At 44.7% G+C, this 17,772-nt stretch carries 16 protein-coding genes; 2 read left to right on the top strand and 14 right to left on the bottom strand.

All coding sequences use genetic code 11. From position 1 onward, the window contains the following. Positions 1-69: 69 nt before the first annotated feature. The 13 genes from ACXAGV_RS18055 to ACXAGV_RS17995 all read right to left on the bottom strand — a co-directional run bounded on the left by ACXAGV_RS18055 (position 70) and on the right by ACXAGV_RS17995 (position 12,619). Positions 70-945 carry an MBL fold metallo-hydrolase gene (locus tag ACXAGV_RS18055; protein ID WP_474874419.1) on the bottom strand — a complete coding sequence of 292 codons (876 nt, stop codon included), beginning with the start codon at positions 943-945 and terminating at the stop codon, positions 70-72. A 73-nt stretch (positions 946-1,018) separates the two neighbouring features. Next, positions 1,019-1,267, bottom strand: coding sequence for a DUF1653 domain-containing protein (locus ACXAGV_RS18050; protein WP_474874418.1), 249 nt, complete (start codon positions 1,265-1,267; stop codon positions 1,019-1,021). A gap of 216 nt (positions 1,268-1,483) precedes the next feature. Beyond that, positions 1,484-2,557 carry a DNA polymerase IV gene (gene dinB / locus ACXAGV_RS18045; protein ID WP_474874417.1) on the bottom strand — a complete coding sequence of 358 codons (1,074 nt, stop codon included), beginning with the start codon at positions 2,555-2,557 and terminating at the stop codon, positions 1,484-1,486. A 208-nt stretch (positions 2,558-2,765) separates the two neighbouring features. After that, positions 2,766-2,999, bottom strand: a complete 234-nt coding sequence (gene nqrM / locus ACXAGV_RS18040) for a (Na+)-NQR maturation NqrM (protein WP_014950791.1) — start codon at positions 2,997-2,999, stop codon at positions 2,766-2,768. Positions 3,000-3,008: 9 nt separating this feature from the next. After that, positions 3,009-4,034 (bottom strand): FAD:protein FMN transferase, encoded by a 1,026-nt coding sequence (locus ACXAGV_RS18035; protein ID WP_474874416.1) that lies wholly within the window; start codon positions 4,032-4,034, stop codon positions 3,009-3,011. Between the two features lie 135 nt (positions 4,035-4,169). Next, positions 4,170-5,402, bottom strand: coding sequence for an NADH:ubiquinone reductase (Na(+)-transporting) subunit F (gene nqrF / locus ACXAGV_RS18030; RefSeq protein ID WP_071815998.1), 1,233 nt, complete (start codon positions 5,400-5,402; stop codon positions 4,170-4,172). A gap of 20 nt (positions 5,403-5,422) precedes the next feature. Further along, positions 5,423-6,031: an NADH:ubiquinone reductase (Na(+)-transporting) subunit E gene (nqrE, locus tag ACXAGV_RS18025; protein ID WP_474874415.1), complete on the bottom strand. Its 609-nt coding sequence runs from the start codon at positions 6,029-6,031 to the stop codon at positions 5,423-5,425. A gap of 3 nt (positions 6,032-6,034) precedes the next feature. Then, positions 6,035-6,667, bottom strand: coding sequence for an NADH:ubiquinone reductase (Na(+)-transporting) subunit D (locus tag ACXAGV_RS18020; protein WP_118492037.1), 633 nt, complete (start codon positions 6,665-6,667; stop codon positions 6,035-6,037). 10 nt (positions 6,668-6,677) lie between these two features. Then, positions 6,678-7,442: a Na(+)-translocating NADH-quinone reductase subunit C gene (locus ACXAGV_RS18015; protein ID WP_014950796.1), complete on the bottom strand. Its 765-nt coding sequence runs from the start codon at positions 7,440-7,442 to the stop codon at positions 6,678-6,680. Beyond that, positions 7,432-8,634, bottom strand: coding sequence for an NADH:ubiquinone reductase (Na(+)-transporting) subunit B (locus ACXAGV_RS18010; protein ID WP_014950797.1), 1,203 nt, complete (start codon positions 8,632-8,634; stop codon positions 7,432-7,434). Before ACXAGV_RS18010 ends, ACXAGV_RS18015 begins: the two co-directional genes overlap by 11 nt. A 3-nt stretch (positions 8,635-8,637) precedes the next feature. Next, the gene (locus ACXAGV_RS18005) at positions 8,638-9,978 is read right to left on the bottom strand and encodes a Na(+)-translocating NADH-quinone reductase subunit A (RefSeq protein ID WP_202941862.1); all 1,341 of its coding nucleotides are present in this window, start codon (positions 9,976-9,978) and stop codon (positions 8,638-8,640) included. Positions 9,979-10,489: 511 nt separating this feature from the next. After that, the gene (fabV, locus tag ACXAGV_RS18000) at positions 10,490-11,668 is read right to left on the bottom strand and encodes an enoyl-ACP reductase FabV (RefSeq protein WP_474829808.1); all 1,179 of its coding nucleotides are present in this window, start codon (positions 11,666-11,668) and stop codon (positions 10,490-10,492) included. Between the two features lie 330 nt (positions 11,669-11,998). Then, on the bottom strand, positions 11,999-12,619 hold the full coding sequence (locus tag ACXAGV_RS17995; RefSeq protein ID WP_015068144.1) for an FKBP-type peptidyl-prolyl cis-trans isomerase: 621 nt from the start codon (positions 12,617-12,619) through the stop codon (positions 11,999-12,001). A 232-nt stretch (positions 12,620-12,851) separates the two neighbouring features. Here ACXAGV_RS17995 and ppc point away from each other — a divergent pair, with 232 nt between their 5' ends. Next, a complete protein-coding gene (gene ppc / locus ACXAGV_RS17990; protein ID WP_474829806.1) occupies positions 12,852-15,473 on the top strand; it encodes a phosphoenolpyruvate carboxylase in 2,622 nt (873 codons plus the stop codon). Positions 15,474-15,587: 114 nt separating this feature from the next. On the opposite strand, the gene ACXAGV_RS17985 is transcribed toward ppc, so the two are convergent. Beyond that, complete coding sequence (locus ACXAGV_RS17985) at positions 15,588-16,622, bottom strand: alpha/beta hydrolase family protein (RefSeq protein ID WP_474829804.1); 1,035 nt, start codon at positions 16,620-16,622, stop codon at positions 15,588-15,590. Positions 16,623-16,843: 221 nt separating this feature from the next. On the opposite strand from ACXAGV_RS17985, the gene ACXAGV_RS17980 reads away from it, so the two are divergent. Continuing rightward, the gene (locus ACXAGV_RS17980; protein ID WP_474829802.1) at positions 16,844-17,632 is read left to right on the top strand and encodes a DUF2071 domain-containing protein; all 789 of its coding nucleotides are present in this window, start codon (positions 16,844-16,846) and stop codon (positions 17,630-17,632) included. The last annotated feature ends 140 nt before the right edge of the window (positions 17,633-17,772 follow it).

Here is a 17,772-nt window from a genome sequence, read left to right as displayed (position 1 = left end):
GTAAAGTTAAGTGTGAAATAAATGTAAAAAAAGCGGCCTGCGCCACTTTTTTCATGCTTTTTGACTTTACTAAGCGTCGTTGTAAAGTGCAGTTATCCACTTATCTTCATTGATAAAGTTCCAGCTCCAATCGGCCCATTTTTCATCTAAACCCATCGCTTTCACTTCATCAAGGGTTTTGCCGTCTTGCTTAAGTGATTTAACGTAGCTAAACGTTTCTCTAATCATCTTCAAAAAGCTGGTGTATTCCTTCTTGTTACTCAATTTACCATGACCAGGAATAACAACCGTATCGTCATCAATTTTGTTAAGTAAGTGCTGCACAGATTCCATATAACCCTCAACGTTACCGCCCGCGCCTTGGTCAATATAAGGAAACATGCCGTTAAAGAATAAATCGCCAGTGTGCAATACGTCGGGCTGCTCAAACCACACAACGCTATCGCCATCAGTATGTCCAACCGGCAAGTGCATCACGTGAACCGTTTCACTGTTGAAGTAAATTTTGATGCCATCATCATAGGTTACTGTTGGCAGTGTTTCAGGTTTTACTTTTTCATCATCAGCAAGACGTATACGAACATTCTCGTGCGCAAAAATGGTTGCCCCCTTGTGACTATGGAAAAACGCATTAGAGCCCGTGTGATCACCGTGGTAGTGCGTATTGATTACATATTTAGGCTTGTCGCTACCCAGCTCACCTAGTGCAGCTGCAATTTTTTCAGCCAAAGGAGCGAATTGATCATCAATAATAAGTACGCCATCTTCGCCAGCAGAAACACCAATATTCCCCCCCATACCAGTAAGCATATGTACAGCCCCTCTTACTTCAGTGGCTTTTACTTCAACATCAGCGAACCTATCTTGGGCGAAAGCTTGATTCAAAGGAGATATGGCCACCAATGCCGCTAATATGAGTGATCGTGAACGAATAGCAGAGAGCATGAGTTATTCCTTGTGTAATGGACGTATTATTATTCTTAAATAAGACCTTCTACACTATGACCTAATTTCAAAATTAGATCATTTTTTCGTCATTAGGTATATCTCCCACATAAGCAAAACGAGGGAGTGTCTCTCCGTCTTTATCCACTGACTCAACAAACATATCCAAAGGGCGAACCCATAACGCCTTTTCTCCATAGCACGGCCGATATACCACTAATTTACTTTCGTCTTCTGAGTGGGTGGCTACTTCGTAAACATCGTATAAATTACCTTTGTAGTGCTTATAGCGACCTGGGGTTTTAAGTTGATTTGAGTTCATAATGTTCTTCATCAAAAGAGTAATAAAATAGCAGTAGTTGGCTGCTTTGTTTGAGTGCCACAGATAAAATGCCTTGGCTACCAAATCACTAGCTTGTGTTTTCACAACGCAAGATAGCATCATCGGTATGAATGACAACTTCACCGCACTGAGGATAACAAGCGACTACATTGCGGCTGCAGCGCACGAGCATTAAAAAATGTATGATACCTTTATCTAAATCTGTTCAAAAGGCAAAACCAATTGCTGAGTCGATTGGTCGGCCGCAAGCCCTATGTGCACACCCACAAGACGGATACCTCGCCCTGTTGCCCGTTCAAAAGCTTCCTGCATCAATGTGTGAAAGTACGCTTCATCAAGCGTGGCACAGCGGTGCTCTACCGTAGTTAGTTGGAAGTCGTTAAACTTAAGCTTAACGCCCTGCGTGCGAATACGTACCGGCTTACCCGTACGCTTCTTGTGATTTTCCATTCGCTCTTGAAGCTTTTCAAATAAATGTGGCAAAAAATCTATGCATTGCTCGAAGGTGTGAATGTCTTCGCTTAGCGTGCGCTCTACGCCGATAGACTTTCGCTCACGAGATACGGATAGTTCACGCTCATCAATACCGTGAGCACGCTCCCACAGCACACTGCCAAATTTACCCAGCTCTTTTTGAATGCGCTCAAAAGGGTATTGGCGAACATCGTCGCAGGTATTAAGCCCCATACGCTGCAGCTTTTGCATGGTGACTTTGCCTACGCCCGGTATTTTTTTTAGTGGCATTTCGCGTACAAACTCATCGAGCTTGTCAGGAGTAATAACACAAATTCCATCGGGCTTATTTTCATCGCTCGCTACTTTAGCCACAAACTTACAAGGCGCAACACCTGCTGAAGCTGTAAGCCCAAGTTCATTTTTAATGCGCTCGCGTATTTCTTCGGCAATTAACGTGGCGCTGCCACCGCAAAATTCACTGTTAGTCACGTCTAGGTAGGCTTCATCTAATGATAAAGGCTCAATGAGGTCGGTATAGTCAGCAAATATCTTACGTATTTTTTGCGACTCGGCAGCGTAAACATCCATGCGCCCTTTTACTAGCGTGAGATTGGGACATAACTTTAAAGCATAGGCTGTTGCCATAGCCGAGCGCACACCAAATTTCCGGGCGGGATAATTACAGGTAGAGATAACACCGCGACGGTCGGCACTGCCGCCAATAGCGATGGGTATATTGCGCAAAGCTGGGTTGTCGCGCATTTCAACTGCGGCGTAAAAACAATCCATGTCGACGTGGATAATTTTTCGCATTACCTGCCTTTGCTATATAGCTATCAACGTAAAACTGTACAAAAAGACAGTATATTATTAATAGTGCTGAATTACACTATCTAATCATGGCTTCTAAATCGAAGTAATGGCTCGCACTTATATTTGAAGGCTGTGATAAAAAACAAAAAAGCGCTGTCGATTTACTCTAACAGCGCTTTTAAATATTAAGTCAACGGTGTGATAAGCATTACAAAATTTGATTTTGTTTCCACTCGTTTAACTTTTTCTGGCGGGCTTCTTCTTTTTCCATGCGCGACTTTTTACGATCACACGGTTCTGGACAGTCACAGGCTTTTTCAATACCCAGTGCGCCTAAGCCACCGCAGCTTCCAGAGATTGATTTTTTCTGAAATAGGTAGCCCACGGCCATAGCTAGTACCATTGTTAGAAAGAAACCAAAAGCAAGAATGAATGTAGACATTGCTACCCCCTAATTATGAACTGTGACCAGTTTATCAAATTCTGGCGACGCGTACTCTTCAAATCCGTCATCTGTGCGACGAATGAGGAATACAGCGAGTTGTTCTTGCTCAGCAACCGCTATCGCTTGTTCCCATCCCATTACATTAAACGCCGTAGCCAAACCGTCTGACGTCATAGATGAAGGGTGAACTACGGTTACCGATACCAAATTATGCGAAATAGGTTTACCCGTAGTCGGGTCGATTAGGTGTGAATAACGGACGCCGTCTTCTTCGTAATAGTTACGATAGTCACCCGATGTAGCAACCGCATTTTCACCTATTGAGACAACTTTTTGAACAGCACGTTCAGTGGTAACTGGCTTTTCAATGGCTATCAGCCATTCGCTGCCGTCGCCACGTTCTCCTTTAACGCGCATTTCACCGCCTATTTCCACAAGGTAGTTTTCAATACCGTGCTTTTCAAGGATCTCTGCCACTTCATCAACGCCAAAACCTTTGGCAATAGTAGATAAATCGACGTAAAGCATGGGATGGCTTTTCTTTAAGCCCGTCGGCGTGGTTAGTAGCTTCTTATATCCTACATACTCTCGAATCTCGTCGATGTCTGCCTGGCTCGGCACTTTTTCAGGGCGCTTTGTTGGGCCAAACCCCCACAAATTAACCAATGGACCAACGGTAACATCAAGCACACCACCACTAAGATTTGCCAAGCGTAACGCCTCGTTTACTACGGTTAGCGTATCTGGCGATACGGCGAAATTGTCGGTGTAGCGATATTGATTGAACCTTGATAGTTCTGACGTTGGGTCGTAAGTAGACATCATCTTGTTAACCTCAACAAGACGGGCATCTATTTCAGCTTGTAAGCCTTCTACCGGCGTTTCAGCTACAAGGTACTTAACGTTGTAGGTTGTGCCCATTGTCTGCCCTTGCAGGTGTACTACAGGCGTTTTTTCGTCGCTACAGCTTGCGAGAAGTAGAATACCTACCGCAACAAAGGCGAGGAAAATTCGAATAGCAAATCGAATCACGATGTTGTCCTTAGCTAATATGCACATTATTCAATCGCTATTATGTGCATTCTGCGTTTTGCTTCAACGAAAAAGGGGCTTACGCCCCTTTTAATATGCTTGATTTTTTAAGCGAGTAGCTCTTAAATCAACTCCTTAGCCACCGAAGTCATCTAGCATGATGTTTTCGTCCTCAACACCTAAATCTTTAAGCATGTTGATTACGGCCGCGTTCATCATAGGTGGTCCACACATGTAGAACTCACAGTCTTCTGGTGCAGGGTGATCTTTCAAGTAGTTCTCAAGAAGTACTTGGTGGATAAACCCAGTGTAACCTTCCCAGTTGTCCTCTGGCTGAGGATCAGAAAGTGCTACATGCCACTCAAAGTTATCGTTTTCTGCTGCTAGCTCGTCGAAGTCTTCTGTATAGAACATTTCACGAAGTGAACGTGCACCGTACCAGAAGCTCATCTTACGCTTAGACTTAAGGCGACGAAGCTGATCGAAGATGTGAGAACGCATTGGGGCCATACCTGCACCACCACCTACGAATACCATTTCATTTTCAGTTTCTTTCGCGAAGAATTCACCGAACGGACCAGAGATAGTCGCTTTGTCACCTTCTTTCAGGCTCCAAATGTACGATGACATTTTACCCGCAGGTAGGCTTAGGTTATTAGGTGGCGGCGTAGCGATACGCACGTTCAACATAATAATGCCTTCTTCTTCTGGGTAGTTCGCCATTGAGTAAGCACGAATAGTCTCTTCGTCTACTTTAGACTCAATGTCGAAGAAGCCAAAACGCTCCCAGTCACCGCGGTATTCTTCAGGAATATCGAACTCTTTGTACTTAACGTGGTGCGCTGGCGCTTCAATCTGAATATAACCACCTGCACGGAAAGGTACGCTTTCACCGTTAGGAATTTTAAGCTTAAGTTCTTTGATGAAGGTTGCTTTGTTATCGTTAGAGATAACTTCACAATCCCACTTCTTAACACCAAATACCGACTCTTCCAGCTCAATTTCCATGTCTTGCTTGATAGCAACCTGACATGAAAGACGGCAGCCTTCGCGCGCTTCACCTTTAGTGATGTGGTCTAGTTCAGTTGGAAGGATTTCACCACCACCTGAGTGTACATCTACACGACACTGACCACATGAGCCACCGCCACCACACGCAGATGATACGAAGTAACCTGCGTCAGCTAGTGCACCAAGAAGTTTGCCACCCGGTGCAGTTTTGATTGCCTTGTCTGGGTCACCATTGATAGTGATAGTTACATCACCACTTGGTACCAATTTAGACTTGGCAAACATGATAATAAATACCAGCGCTAGAACGATGGCAATGAACATGCCAACGCCTAGATATATTTCTACATTATTCATTTATATGCTCCCGAGCTCTATTACAGCTGAATACCAGTGAATGACTGGAAGCCTAGTGCCATTAGGCCAGCGATCATAAATACAGAACCTAGACCACGAACACCATCAGGCATATCAGCATACTTAAGCTTTTCACGTACTGCCGCAAGCAACACGATTGCAATTGCCCAGCCAATACCACTTCCTACGCCGTAAACAACACTTTCAGTCAAGTTGTATTCACGTTGTACCGCAAATGCCACACCGCCGAAAATTGCACAGTTAACGGTAATAAGCGGGAGAAAGATACCTAGTGCGTTATATAGCGCAGGGAAGAACTTATCTAAGCTCATCTCTAGGATCTGTACCAATGCCGCGATAACACCGATAAACGTCAAGAAGTTAAGGAAGCTTAAGTCAGCTTCTGGGAAACCTGCCCATGCTAATGCGCCTGGAGCAAGAATGTTTACATAAATAACTTGGTTAACCGGTACAGAGATACCTAGCACCACGATAACGGCAACACCAAGACCCATAGCAGTTTTAACTTTCTTAGATACCGCAAGGAAGGTACACATTCCTAAGAAAAGTGATAACGCCATGTTCTCAACAAAGATTGAGCGAACAAATAACGACAAATAATGTTCCATGACTTACTCCTTAGGCTCTACTTGCTCAGGACGGATAGTACGGATAACCCAAATCATACCGCCGATTAAGAAGAATGAGCTGAATGGTAGGATTAATAAACCATTACCTTGATACCAGCCACCGTTTTGAACCAGTGGAAGGATTTCGAAACCTAAAATAGTACCGAAACCAAATAGCTCTTTAATTGTACCAATTACAACTAGGATGAAAGAGTAACCCAAGCCGTTACCGATACCATCAAGGAAGCTCATCAGAGGTGGGCTCTTCATGGCGTAGGCTTCAGCACGACCCATTACGATACAGTTTGTAATAATTAGACCAACGAATACCGACAGCTGCTTCGATATCTCATACGAATACGCTTTCAGAATTTGGTCAACAACGATTACCAACGACGCAATAATGGTCATCTGGATAATAATTCGAACGCTAGATGGGATCTGGTTACGAATTAGTGAAATAAACAAGTTTGAGAACGCTACAACGCTAGTAAGCGCTAGCGACATTACCAATGCTGTTTCCAGCTTAGTGGTAATTGCCAGTGCTGAACAGATACCCAATACCTGTAGGGCGATCGGGTTGTTGTCCAGGATTGGCCCAAAGAGGGCCTTTTTCATTTCTTTAGTATCTGCCATGAGACTTCCCTTATGAACGCCATGCTTGGTTCTTCAGGAACTGGCCGAAGCCTTGCTCGCCTACCCAGTAACGAATTGTGTTTTCAACACCGTTGCTGGTTAGGGTTGCACCTGAAAGCGCATCGATAGTGTGAGGATTGCTAGGGTTAGCATTTTTCACTACGCGAATAGCAACTTCGCCATTCTCGTAAAGCTCTTTGCCGTCCCATTTGTCCTGCCAAGCAGGGTTTTGCACTTCACCACCTAGTCCTGGCGTTTCTTTTTGCTGATAGTAAATAAGCTCGCGAACCGTTTGGCCGTCTGCGTCTACCGCTAAGAAACCGTACATAAGATCCCAAAGGCCGCTTCCGTGTACAGGAAGGATGATACGAGAAACATCACCTGCATCGTCGCGAACTAAGTAAACACTTGCCACGTTAGGGCGGCGTTGGAAACCAACATTGCTGTTAGTTACCTTAGTGCTGTACTCAGTTTCTTTGGCTGCTTTATACATATCGTAATCTGGCTTAGGCGCTTCTACGAAAGTACCTTCGTCAAGATTAACAAAACGCTGCTCTACTCGCTCGCTGTACGTGCTTTCAATTGCGCTATTGCTCATGCCCATTTCATAAAGGCCTGCAGCATTAAGAATGTTGCTCTTTTTATCTAGAGCTGCGTTTGTTTGTTGTAGAGAGCGAAGGCCAACAGCCGCGCCAGACACAACAATTGAACAAACTAAACATACGGCAACAACAATACCTACCGTTTTGCCTAAAGATTCTTTCTTAGCCGACACGTGCTACCCTCCGCTTGATATTGCTTTGTGCGACGAAATAGTCGAACAGTGGCGCCCACAAGTTAGCAAATAGAATTGCTAGCATTACACCTTCAGGGAAGGCTGGGTTTAGGACGCGGATTAGTACCGTCATGAAACCAATGAAGATACCGTAAGCCCACTTACCTTGGTTTGTGAACGACGCAGAAACTGGGTCTGTCGCCATAAAGAACATACCAAAAGCAAGACCACCAACAACAAAGTGCCAATGTGCAGGCATTGCAAACATAGGGTTAGTATCGCTGCCGATTAGGTTTAGCAAGGTTGCGAAGAACGCCACACCAATTGCTACACCAGCAACAATGCGCCAGCTTGCTATACGCATGTACATGATGAACAAGCCACCAAGAATAATAGCAAGGGTAGACACCTCACCCGCTGAACCTGAGATAGTACCGATGAAGCTGTTCATCCACTGGTCCATGTTCGCGTAATCAAGGTTGCCAGAAGCCGCTTGGCTTAGAGACGTTGCACCAGAATAACCATCTGCCGCTACCCATACTTGGTCACCTGAAATTTGCGCAGGATACGCAAAGTAAAGGAATGCACGACCAGACAATGCTGGGTTAAGGAAGTTACGACCTGTACCACCGAATACTTCTTTAGCAATTACAACACCGAAGGTAATACCTAGTGCAACTTGCCATAGAGGAATAGTAGCTGGAAGTGTTAGTGCGAACAGTACCGATGTAACGAAGAAACCTTCGTTAACTTCGTGCTTGCGCACAGACGCGAACAATACTTCCCAGAAACCACCTACCGCGAACGTTACCGCGTAGATTGGCAGCCAGAAACATGCGCCATAGAAGAATAGACCTAGTGTACCCGCATTTGCCAAGTCACCGCCAAGGGCAGCGAATAGACCTGCTTGCCACGTATCAGGTAGTGTTCCTGCGCCAGCAGCAATAGCTTCTTGCGCTTGGAAACCAATGTTATACATACCGAAGAACATAGCTGGGAATGTTGCCATCCATACCATGATCATGATGCGCTTAAGGTCAATGCTGTCACGCACGTGCGTGTTAGCTTTATTTACTTTACCTGGGGTGTAGAAAATGGTCGCCGCAGCTTCGTAAAGCGCATACCACTTTTCATGCTTACCACCTGGTTCGAAGTTTGGTTCGATCTTTTCTAAATACGCTTTTAAACCCATGACTTAACCCTCTTTCTCTATCGTGGTCAAACAGTCGCGTAAGATAGGAGCGTAGTTGTATTTGCCAGGGCATACATAAGTACACAATGCCAAATCTTCTTCGTCCAACTCTAAGCAACCCAACGTCTGAGCACCGTCAGTATCACCAGAAATCAGGTCCCTAAGCAGAAGCGTAGGAATGATATCTAGGGGCATAACGCGTTCGTAATTACCAATTGGAACCATAGAACGTTCAGAACCATTGGTAGTTGTTGTCATATCAAATTTCTTGCTGCCACTTAGGTGACCTAAGTAAGCACGAGTCACTGAGTGTTGGTTTGAACCAGGTAGGATCCAACCGAACAATTTCTTCTCGCGACCTTCTTTTAGTAGTGAAACTTGGGTGTGGAAACGACCAAGGAAGCCGTGAACGCCCATCGCTGTCGTACCGCTAAGTACAGAACCAGAGATAACACGTACTTCACCGTCTACTTGCTCGTTCGCAGTTAGCTCGGTCAAGTCTGCGCCCATTACGGTGCGCACTAGGCGTGGGTTAGTTGCTGCAGGACCCGCAAGTGAAATAACACGACGGTTATCTAGCTCGCCAGAGGTCAGCAATGCACCAATTGCCATAACGTCTTGGTAGTTGATGTGCCAAACCGTTTTGTTCATGCCGGCTGAATCAAGGAAGTGGATGTGAGTACCCGGTAGGCCCGCAGGGTGAGGACCGCCAAATTCTTCAACATCAACTGCCGCATCGCCAGTAGCAACAGATGCACCTGCCGCTTTACAAACGTAAGTCTTGCCACCGCTCAATTGCGTTAATGCTTTAAGACCATTTACGAAATCGTCTTGGCGCTCAGCAATAATCACAGCAGGATCTGCTGCCAGTGGATTAGTATCCATTGCTGTAACGAAAATTGAACTTGGAACAGAGTCTAGCTTAGGAGATTTGCTAAATGGACGTGTACGGAACGCTGTCCACATGCCTGACTCTACAAGGATTGACTGAAGTTGCTCGCGTGTTGCGCTCGCGATCTGGTCAGCTGCAATTTTATCAAATGTCACAGCATCGCTGCCGTTCACTTTGATAACTACAGACTGAAGAACACGTTTTGCACCACGGTTAACCTCTACCACTTCACCCGCTGCTGGCGCAGTGAATTTAACGCCAGGATTCTTTTTATCTTCAAAAAGAACCTGACCTTTCTTCACTACATCGCCAACTTGGACGTGCATGGTAGGGCGCATACCCACATATTCTTCTCCCAGAATGGCAACGCGCGTTGCAGCAGATGCATCAGCAATCTCCTGCTTTGGCGCTCCCTCAATTGGGAGGTCGAGACCTTTCTTGATTTTTATCATATGTAATCGCACTACTCTAATAGAAATACCCTTTTGCATGACCGCAGAAAACCTGCCTGTCAGCATGCAAAAGCGCACTATTAACAGGTGTAAAACACCTTTTCGTTGTTGATTGATGGAACTTGCTGCATTTGCTACGGTCAGCCTGTTATGAAGCCGTAACGCATAATTCCTTTTGCGGACGCTTTGTTCGCCCTTTCTTTATAGACCACCAGCCGAAATTTACACTTATTATTGTTGTTGTGTTGCTGCAATCGCCACTGCTGTTTTGGTAGAGGCAGAAAAGGCCCCTACTTAATTTCGGGATTTTAGCATTAACCCATACGTTTGTGCCACGCAATTTCAAGATAAAGGCAAATTTTTCTACAATTTAATGTAAACCTTTGGTCTTATTTATTTACATTTTTTTTGATGACACCCTACACCGGCTTGTAATTAGGTACAAAAAAGCCGTCAAATCAGACGGCTTTTGCACAAATTGCATTAAGTTAATTAATGGTAAGTTTAGGTTTTACCACTTAACCAATGGGTCAACTTCACTGTCGTAATCAACGCTTGAAATGTCAAAACCAAACAGCTTTAGGAATTCATGGTGGTAACCTTTGTAGTCACTTAAGTCATGAAAGTTCTCTTGTGTCACTTGATCCCATAGCGCCTTAATTTTCGCTTGGGTTGCATCGTTAGTTTCCTTGCCGTCCATACGAAAGCGATTTGCTTCATCTAACGTAGGAGTATTTCCAAACAGGCATTGTGTGAATAAACCATGAATTTGTTCAATACACCCTTCGTGTGTCCCCTCTTCTTTCATCACTTTGTAAATAAGTGAGATATACAGAGGCATTACAGGAATGGCAGAACTTGCCTGCGTTACCAGTGCTTTTAGTGAACTTACGTTTGCTTGTACAAGCAAGTCACTGTTTTTACCAACAATAGCAGCAGCAGCGCGATCTAGGTCTTCTTTTGCCTTACCGATAGTTGCTTGACCGTAGATAGGCCACGTAAGCTCTTTCCCGATATAGGTATATGCGGTGGTTTTACAGCCTTCTGCAAGCACATCGGCTTCACGCAAAAAGTCCATCCAACGCTCCCAATCTTCGCCGCCCATCACTTTGATGGTGTTAAGGATCTCGTCGTCGTTGGCAGGCTCTAGCGCCACTTCATGCACTTTATCTTTATCTGTGTCGTAAGTTTTTGTGGTGTATGCCTCGCCTACTGGCTTAAGTGTCGACTTGTAGGTCACACCGGTTTCTGGGTCGGTTCTGCGCGGAGACGCAAGGCTATAAATAACCAAGTCAACCTTACCCATTTCAGCTTTGATTTTTTCGATGGTTTCATTTTTGATTTCATCGGAAAACGCATCGCCATTGATGGTGTCTGCATACAAGCCTTTTGCTTTGGCTTTTTCGTGGAATGCTGCAGTGTTGTACCAACCTGCTGTACCCGTTTTGCGTTCCGTTGGCGCTTTTTCAAAGCAAACACCTAGTGTTTTCGCGCCATAACCAAAGGCAGATGTGATGCGTGAAGCCAAGCCGTAGCCTGTAGAACTACCAATAACCAGTACATTTTTAGGGCCTTCGCCTAAGTCGCCTTTTGCTTCTACATAAGCAATTTGTTCGTCAACCGCCGTTGCACAGCCAACAGGGTGCGCGTTTGTACAAATGAAGCCTCTCACTTTAGGCTTGATAACCATAATAATTTTCCTTATTTGAGCGTGGGGCTATTGTAATGCCGAAGCCACTGATAACAACTCGGAGCAGATGGAAGCCTGCTAACCATAAAACGCTTTTGCCAGCATATCGCATACATGCATTCTCACCAACAAAACATAGTAGCATCACATATTTAGATTTAAACAAGCGACACTTAAGCGCATTCAGATTATTAGTGTGCTGTTCGTTTACTAACTAAGCGTTAGAAAAGTAAAAGGAATAGGCTAGAAGATAGAAAGGGATACAAGATTAAACAAAGAAAAGTACTGGTATTCACAGGAGCACCACTGGGCACTCCTGTGAAGAAATCATTAACCTAGAACGTCAAGAAGTTCTACGTCAAAGATTAGGGTGCTGTAAGGTGCAATAGCTGCGCCAGCACCTTGCTCACCGTAAGCTAGGTCGTGTGGTACGTATAGACGATACTTTGAACCTGCTTTCATAAGTTGAAGTGCTTCAGTCCAACCTTTGATTACGCCGCCTACTGGGAATTCAGCTGGCTGACCACGCTCGTAAGAGCTATCAAACGTAGTACCGTTTATAAGCGTACCATGGTAGTGAACACGTACTGTGCTAGAAGCATCTGGTGTCTCGCCGTCACCTTCAGTAACAACTTCGTATTGAAGACCAGATTCAGTTACGGTTACTTCGTCACGCTTCGCGTTTTCTTCAAGGTACTTTGTGCCTTCTTCAATAACCGCTTTGCTTGCTTCTTCTTTAGCAGCTTGCATACGCTTGTGAATTTCGCCAAACGCATCACGTAGAGTGTCGTTATCAACCTGAGGTGCTTGACCTGCGAAGGCGTCTTTAAGGCCAGCTACAACAGCGTCAATCGCTAGTCCGTCAAACGGATTTGATTGTAGTTGTTGACCCATTTGAAAACCAATGCCGTAACTTGCTTGGGTTTCTACTGTATTGAATGTATCAGTCACAAGAACTCCTGAAATTAAATTACAAATGCAGTACAAATTTCAAACAAAACGCATATTGCGAGAATGTTTCTGCATTTTCCGGTGCTAGAGTGTATCACACCACAAAATATCTTGCTTTGAGCAATGTTAACTAGGGTGCAAAAGTATCAAAATGTTGTAAATTATAACCGAAAGTGGTTAGACAAGTCGCGAAGGACACAGTATGGTTAGCCCATATATTTAGGAGGATAGCATGCAAACACACTACGATGCTGAACTGAAAGATACCGTTCGATACCTTGGTAAAACCCTTGGTGAAACAATCAAAAATCAATTAGGTCAGGAATGGCTAGACCGTATTGAAAAGATTCGTAAAGGCGGCCGAGCCTCTTATCAGGGAGACGCTACCTGTAGCGAAGAACTGAAAGAAACTTTCAAAACAATGTCTGACAGCGATTTGCTTACTGTTGGTCGTGCCTTCGCACAATTCTTGAACCTAGGCAATATTGCCGAGCAAGAATACAACGCAGCAATGAATGTCGATGCATCGATTGATGCTCTGTTTAAACACCTAGATAAAGCAGAACTAACTGCTGACAAAGTACAAGATGCTGTAGCAAAGCTGAACATTGACCTTGTATTAACTGCGCACCCTACTGAGGTTACGCGCCGTACACTTATTCATAAACATAAAGAGCTAGCGGATTGCCTTCAAGCAGTGCATCAAGCTTCACTAAGTGATGTTGAGCGTAAAAAAATCGAAACCCGCATTGCTGATCTTATTGCGCAAGCTTGGCACACTGAAGAAATTCGTTCAGTGCGCCCTACGCCTGTTGATGAAGCGCGTTGGGGCTTCTCCGTTATTGAGAACTCATTGTGGGAAGCGGTACCTGACTTCATGCGCGAGCTTGATGGTCGCTTAAATGAAGACTACGACGTATCGCTACCGCTAGACTCGTCACCAGTACAATTTAGCTCTTGGATGGGTGGAGACAGAGACGGTAACCCGTTTGTTACTTCGAAAGTAACTGAGCAAGTATTGCTGCTGGCAAGAAAACGCGCGGCTAAGCTTTTCGCTATCGACCTTGATCGTTTGCAGGTAGAACTTTCGATGTACGATTGCAACGAAGAACTACGTGCACAAGTAGGCGATGCAAACGAACCGTACCGCGCCCTACTTCGCCCGTTGGTTAATAAGTTTATTGCTACTCGTGACGGCATTGCCGACTATCTTGCAGGTAAAAACCCAGACACGTCTAACTGGATAGAAAGCGATGATGAGCTTATCGAGCCGTTGATGCTTTGCTATCAGTCACTATTAGACTGCGGTATGCAAGTTGTTGCTAATGGCCTACTACTAGACACCATTCGTCGTGCTCGCGTATTTGGTATTCACCTTCTACGCCTTGATGTACGCCAAGATTCAGAGCGTCACGCAGACGTATTTAGCGAACTTACTCGCTATTTAGGTTTAGGCGATTACGCACAGTGGAGCGAAGCCGACAAGCAAGCATTCTTATTGCGCGAGCTTGGCTCAAAACGTCCGCTATTCCCAGCACAATGGGACGCATCTGACGATGTAAAAGAAGTTCTGGATACCTGTAAGGTCATTGCAAAGCACAGCAAGCATGGATTTGGTATCTACATTATCTCTATGGCGAGTGAGCCATCAGATGTTATGGCGGTTCAGCTGCTTCTTCAAGAAAGCGGTGTAGATTGGCCAATGCCGGTAGCACCACTATTTGAAACGCTAGACGATTTGAACAACTCGCCTGACGTAATGCGCAAACTTCTGTCTATCGACTGGTATCGCGGTTACGTGAAAGGTCGTCAGTTTGTGATGATTGGTTATTCTGACTCAGCAAAAGATGCAGGCGCATTAGCAGCTGGCTGGGCACAGTATCAGTCGCAAGAAGCACTGGTAGCCATTGCAGAAGAATTCGACGTAAGCCTAACCCTATTCCACGGCCGTGGCGGTACAATTGGTCGTGGTGGATTGCCAGCACACGCTGCTATTTACTCACAACCTCCTGGCTCACTAGAAGGCGGGTTCCGCGTAACAGAACAGGGCGAAACTATTCGCTATAAGTTCGGTATGCCAACTCTGGCCAAGCGTAGCTTAGGTATTTATGCGAGCGCTATTATAGAAGCCATGTTGTTCCCACCTCCGGCACCAAAAGAAGAATGGCGCGAACTCATTACTGCAATGGCAGCACAAGGCCGTGATAACTATCGCGCCACTGTGCGTCACGACGAAGAGTTCGTTCCATATTTCCGAGTTGCTACGCCGGAGCAAGAGCTAGGTAAACTGCCGCTCGGTAGCCGTCCTGCTAAGCGTAAGCCACAAGGTGGTATAGAAAGCTTACGTGCTATCCCATGGATATTCGCTTGGGCACAAACCCGTTTGGTGCTACCAAGCTGGTTAGGTGTTATGCGCGCTATTGATAGTGTGAAAACACCTGAGAACGAAAAAGTGGTTAACGAGATGTTTAGCGAATGGCCATTCTATCGTTCACGTTTGTCTATGCTAGACATGGTGTTCCACAAAGCCGACCCACGCATTAGCGAAGCGTATGATGAGCGCCTAGTGCCAAGCGAGCTTAAGCACTTTGGTGAAGCGCTGCGTAAAGAGCTTAAAGAGAGCATTTCATCGCTACTCGCCATTACTGGTGATGACGACATTATGAAAAACGATCCGCAGGGTAAAGAGTCGATGGAGATCCGTGCAGGCTATCTTCAGCCTCTACACTATCTTCAAATTGAGCTTTTAGATCGTATTCGTAAAGCAGGTGACGAGTCACAAAACACCAGCCTAGAGCGCGCCATGATGGTAACCATCGCCGGTATTGCTATTGGTATGCGTAACACGGGTTAACTCGCTAAATTTGTGAAAAACAAAAGCCCGCCTCGTAGTACGTAGCGGGCTTTTTTGTATTTAATACACGTTGCTGACGCTTGTGTTTACATCCTCAGAGCAAAGCTTTAAAGCTTACATATGGCTAGAAAGCCAACTGTTAATTTCAGTTTTCATTTCTTTTTGGTAGAACGAAAGTCCATGATCCCCATTTTCATAAATAACCACTTTATGCGGATGTTGATTTTCACTGAGCGCTTCAGCTGCCATATTTGTATGCGAAACATCAACACGAACATCAGCATCGCCGTGTATAAGTAAAATCGGAACTTTAGTGTTAAGTTCATCTACCCACTTCACAGCAGAACGTGCATTCAGAGCTCTCTCTTGATTATTTTCAATGTCAGGGATCATGCGATGCAGGAGTGCTTTCATACCAGCTCTGCGATTAATCATAAAATGTAAATCGGTAGGACCTGCTACCACTATGGCCGTTTTTATATCATCCGACGCCTTCAACTGACGCAAGGCTTGCCATGTCATCATGCCGCCTCTGCTAACACCATACAGCGCAATTTTTGAGGCATCGGCAGCTGGCAACTGCTTAGCAATGTCGATAAGAGCAAGCACATCGTTTACATCTTTTCCACCAAACTCATCTTCACCCTCACTAAAGCGCGAGCCTCGATAATTACTGGCAAGTACGATGTAACCTTTTGCGGCAAGCGGAAGAAGTCGGTCTACTACCGTAATTCGGCTGACATTATGTTTATTATTACCGCCGCGATTATAAATAATAACCGGAAGCTTTTTGTTGCCAGCGTTTTTAGGCGCCACCATTACACCTGAAATCTTCAAACCATCAGATTCGTATTCAATCCACTGAGCGCTTGTTTGTTTGATGAGAGTATTAAACGCTTTGGGATTAACACGCTTCTGCCAGCGGTCGACAAAAGCTATTTTTTGATTGTTACTTTGCGCATGCGCAAGCCATTGTTGATAGTTTTCGAAAGGCAAAGCGTCGCCTTTAAGAGTTAGTGCTTTTGGCAGTTTAGCAAATGCAGTACCTGCCAATGGCACAGTATTGCTTGTAGCCGCAATAGTATTGGCGTTAATGCATAAGGTTAAAAGTGCGATGGAAAGTAAAATAGTGCATTTTAAAAAACTCATAACACGTCCTTGTTGAATTCAAATAAAAAACAGTCAGAATGTAGATAGTAAATAACGAAAACGTATACGACTCAACAAAATACGAACCTGATTAGTAACAAAATTTGTCGTTGTGCATTGTATTAAATTGCAAGCAGCGAATCAGGTTTCTGCTTGTAAATGAAAGTAAGCGTTACTCTTCTTTTTCAACTTGTATCTATCTATTAAACCAAGGAAGTATTGTGCAAGAATCAAGGAAGCTAAAAGACTATTTGATCGATAGACCTAAACCGAGTGGAATTGACGTGCTATGCAGTTTAGAGCATTTTGCAATTATTACTTATGCAGTACCAGCCAAACGTTTTGAAGGAATTTTCCCCGAGAGGTTTCAACTCGACACTATTGAAATAAATGGTCAAGAACTTGGGCTTATATCCGTGGTACCTTTTATTGACGTTGATTTCACTTCCGCCGTGTTCCCCTTCCCTAAATTTACAATGGGGCAAACCAATTATCGTATCTACATCATCGATAAAGAAACAGGAGAACGTTGTGTCTGGTTTCTTGGAACAACACTCGATTCGTGGACGCTAGCCGTTCCTCGATACGTTTGGAACTTACCGTGGCATTCGGGAAGGGTTCGTTTTGATTGTGAGCGAGACAAAGAGAGCGGTCTCTATAACAAGTATCGAATGAACACCGAGTCTGATTGGGCCCCTGCGTCGGTAGAATTAGTGCAAGATAAGACTGACAAACTTAGTTTTCCCGGCTTTCCCGACACAGAATCTGCTTTAGTTTATTTAACCCACCCTCTCGCTGGCTTTTATTATCGAAGAGATAAAAAACTGGGGACTTACCGAGTCTGGCATAAAGAATTAGTAGTCAAGCCCGCTAGACTTGTATCTGCAAGTTTCAAACTTTTATCTGATCTCGACATTGTGAAAGAGTCAGAGCAACACTCGCCTTACAGCGTTCTAATAGAACCCATCAATGAGTTTACTATTTACTTACCACCGACTGTCATTAAATAACTCGAAGAGCTTATAAGCTCCTGTGCCAAGGAAGCAGCGGCGAAGCCTACAAAGATGCAACAAAAAAGGCTGGATACGTAAGGTCGTAACAGACTGCGCTTTATTACTACTTGAGTGATTAGGCTATAGAGGTGTTTTGA

It is taken from the genome of Alteromonas sp. ABH4_453, from assembly GCF_056160665.1.
Note: the sequence above shows the minus strand (reverse complement) of the source record. Positions and strands in the feature narration are given on the sequence as shown.

Coding starts and splice junctions, on each gene's coding strand:
- ACXAGV_RS18055 (WP_474874419.1), bottom strand. CDS start 945: ATGCTCTCTGCTATTCGTTCACGATCACTCATATTAGCGGCATTGGTG.
- ACXAGV_RS18050 (WP_474874418.1), bottom strand. CDS start 1,267: ATGAACTCAAATCAACTTAAAACCCCAGGTCGCTATAAGCACTACAAA.
- dinB (WP_474874417.1), bottom strand. CDS start 2,557: ATGCGAAAAATTATCCACGTCGACATGGATTGTTTTTACGCCGCAGTT.
- nqrM (WP_014950791.1), bottom strand. CDS start 2,999: ATGTCTACATTCATTCTTGCTTTTGGTTTCTTTCTAACAATGGTACTA.
- nqrF (WP_071815998.1), bottom strand. CDS start 5,402: ATGAATAATGTAGAAATATATCTAGGCGTTGGCATGTTCATTGCCATC.
- nqrE (WP_474874415.1), bottom strand. CDS start 6,031: ATGGAACATTATTTGTCGTTATTTGTTCGCTCAATCTTTGTTGAGAAC.
- ACXAGV_RS18020 (WP_118492037.1), bottom strand. CDS start 6,667: ATGGCAGATACTAAAGAAATGAAAAAGGCCCTCTTTGGGCCAATCCTG.
- ACXAGV_RS18010 (WP_014950797.1), bottom strand. CDS start 8,634: ATGGGTTTAAAAGCGTATTTAGAAAAGATCGAACCAAACTTCGAACCA.
- ACXAGV_RS18005 (WP_202941862.1), bottom strand. CDS start 9,978: ATGATAAAAATCAAGAAAGGTCTCGACCTCCCAATTGAGGGAGCGCCA.
- fabV (WP_474829808.1), bottom strand. CDS start 11,668: ATGGTTATCAAGCCTAAAGTGAGAGGCTTCATTTGTACAAACGCGCAC.
- ppc (WP_474829806.1), top strand. CDS start 12,852: ATGCAAACACACTACGATGCTGAACTGAAAGATACCGTTCGATACCTT.
- ACXAGV_RS17985 (WP_474829804.1), bottom strand. CDS start 16,622: ATGAGTTTTTTAAAATGCACTATTTTACTTTCCATCGCACTTTTAACC.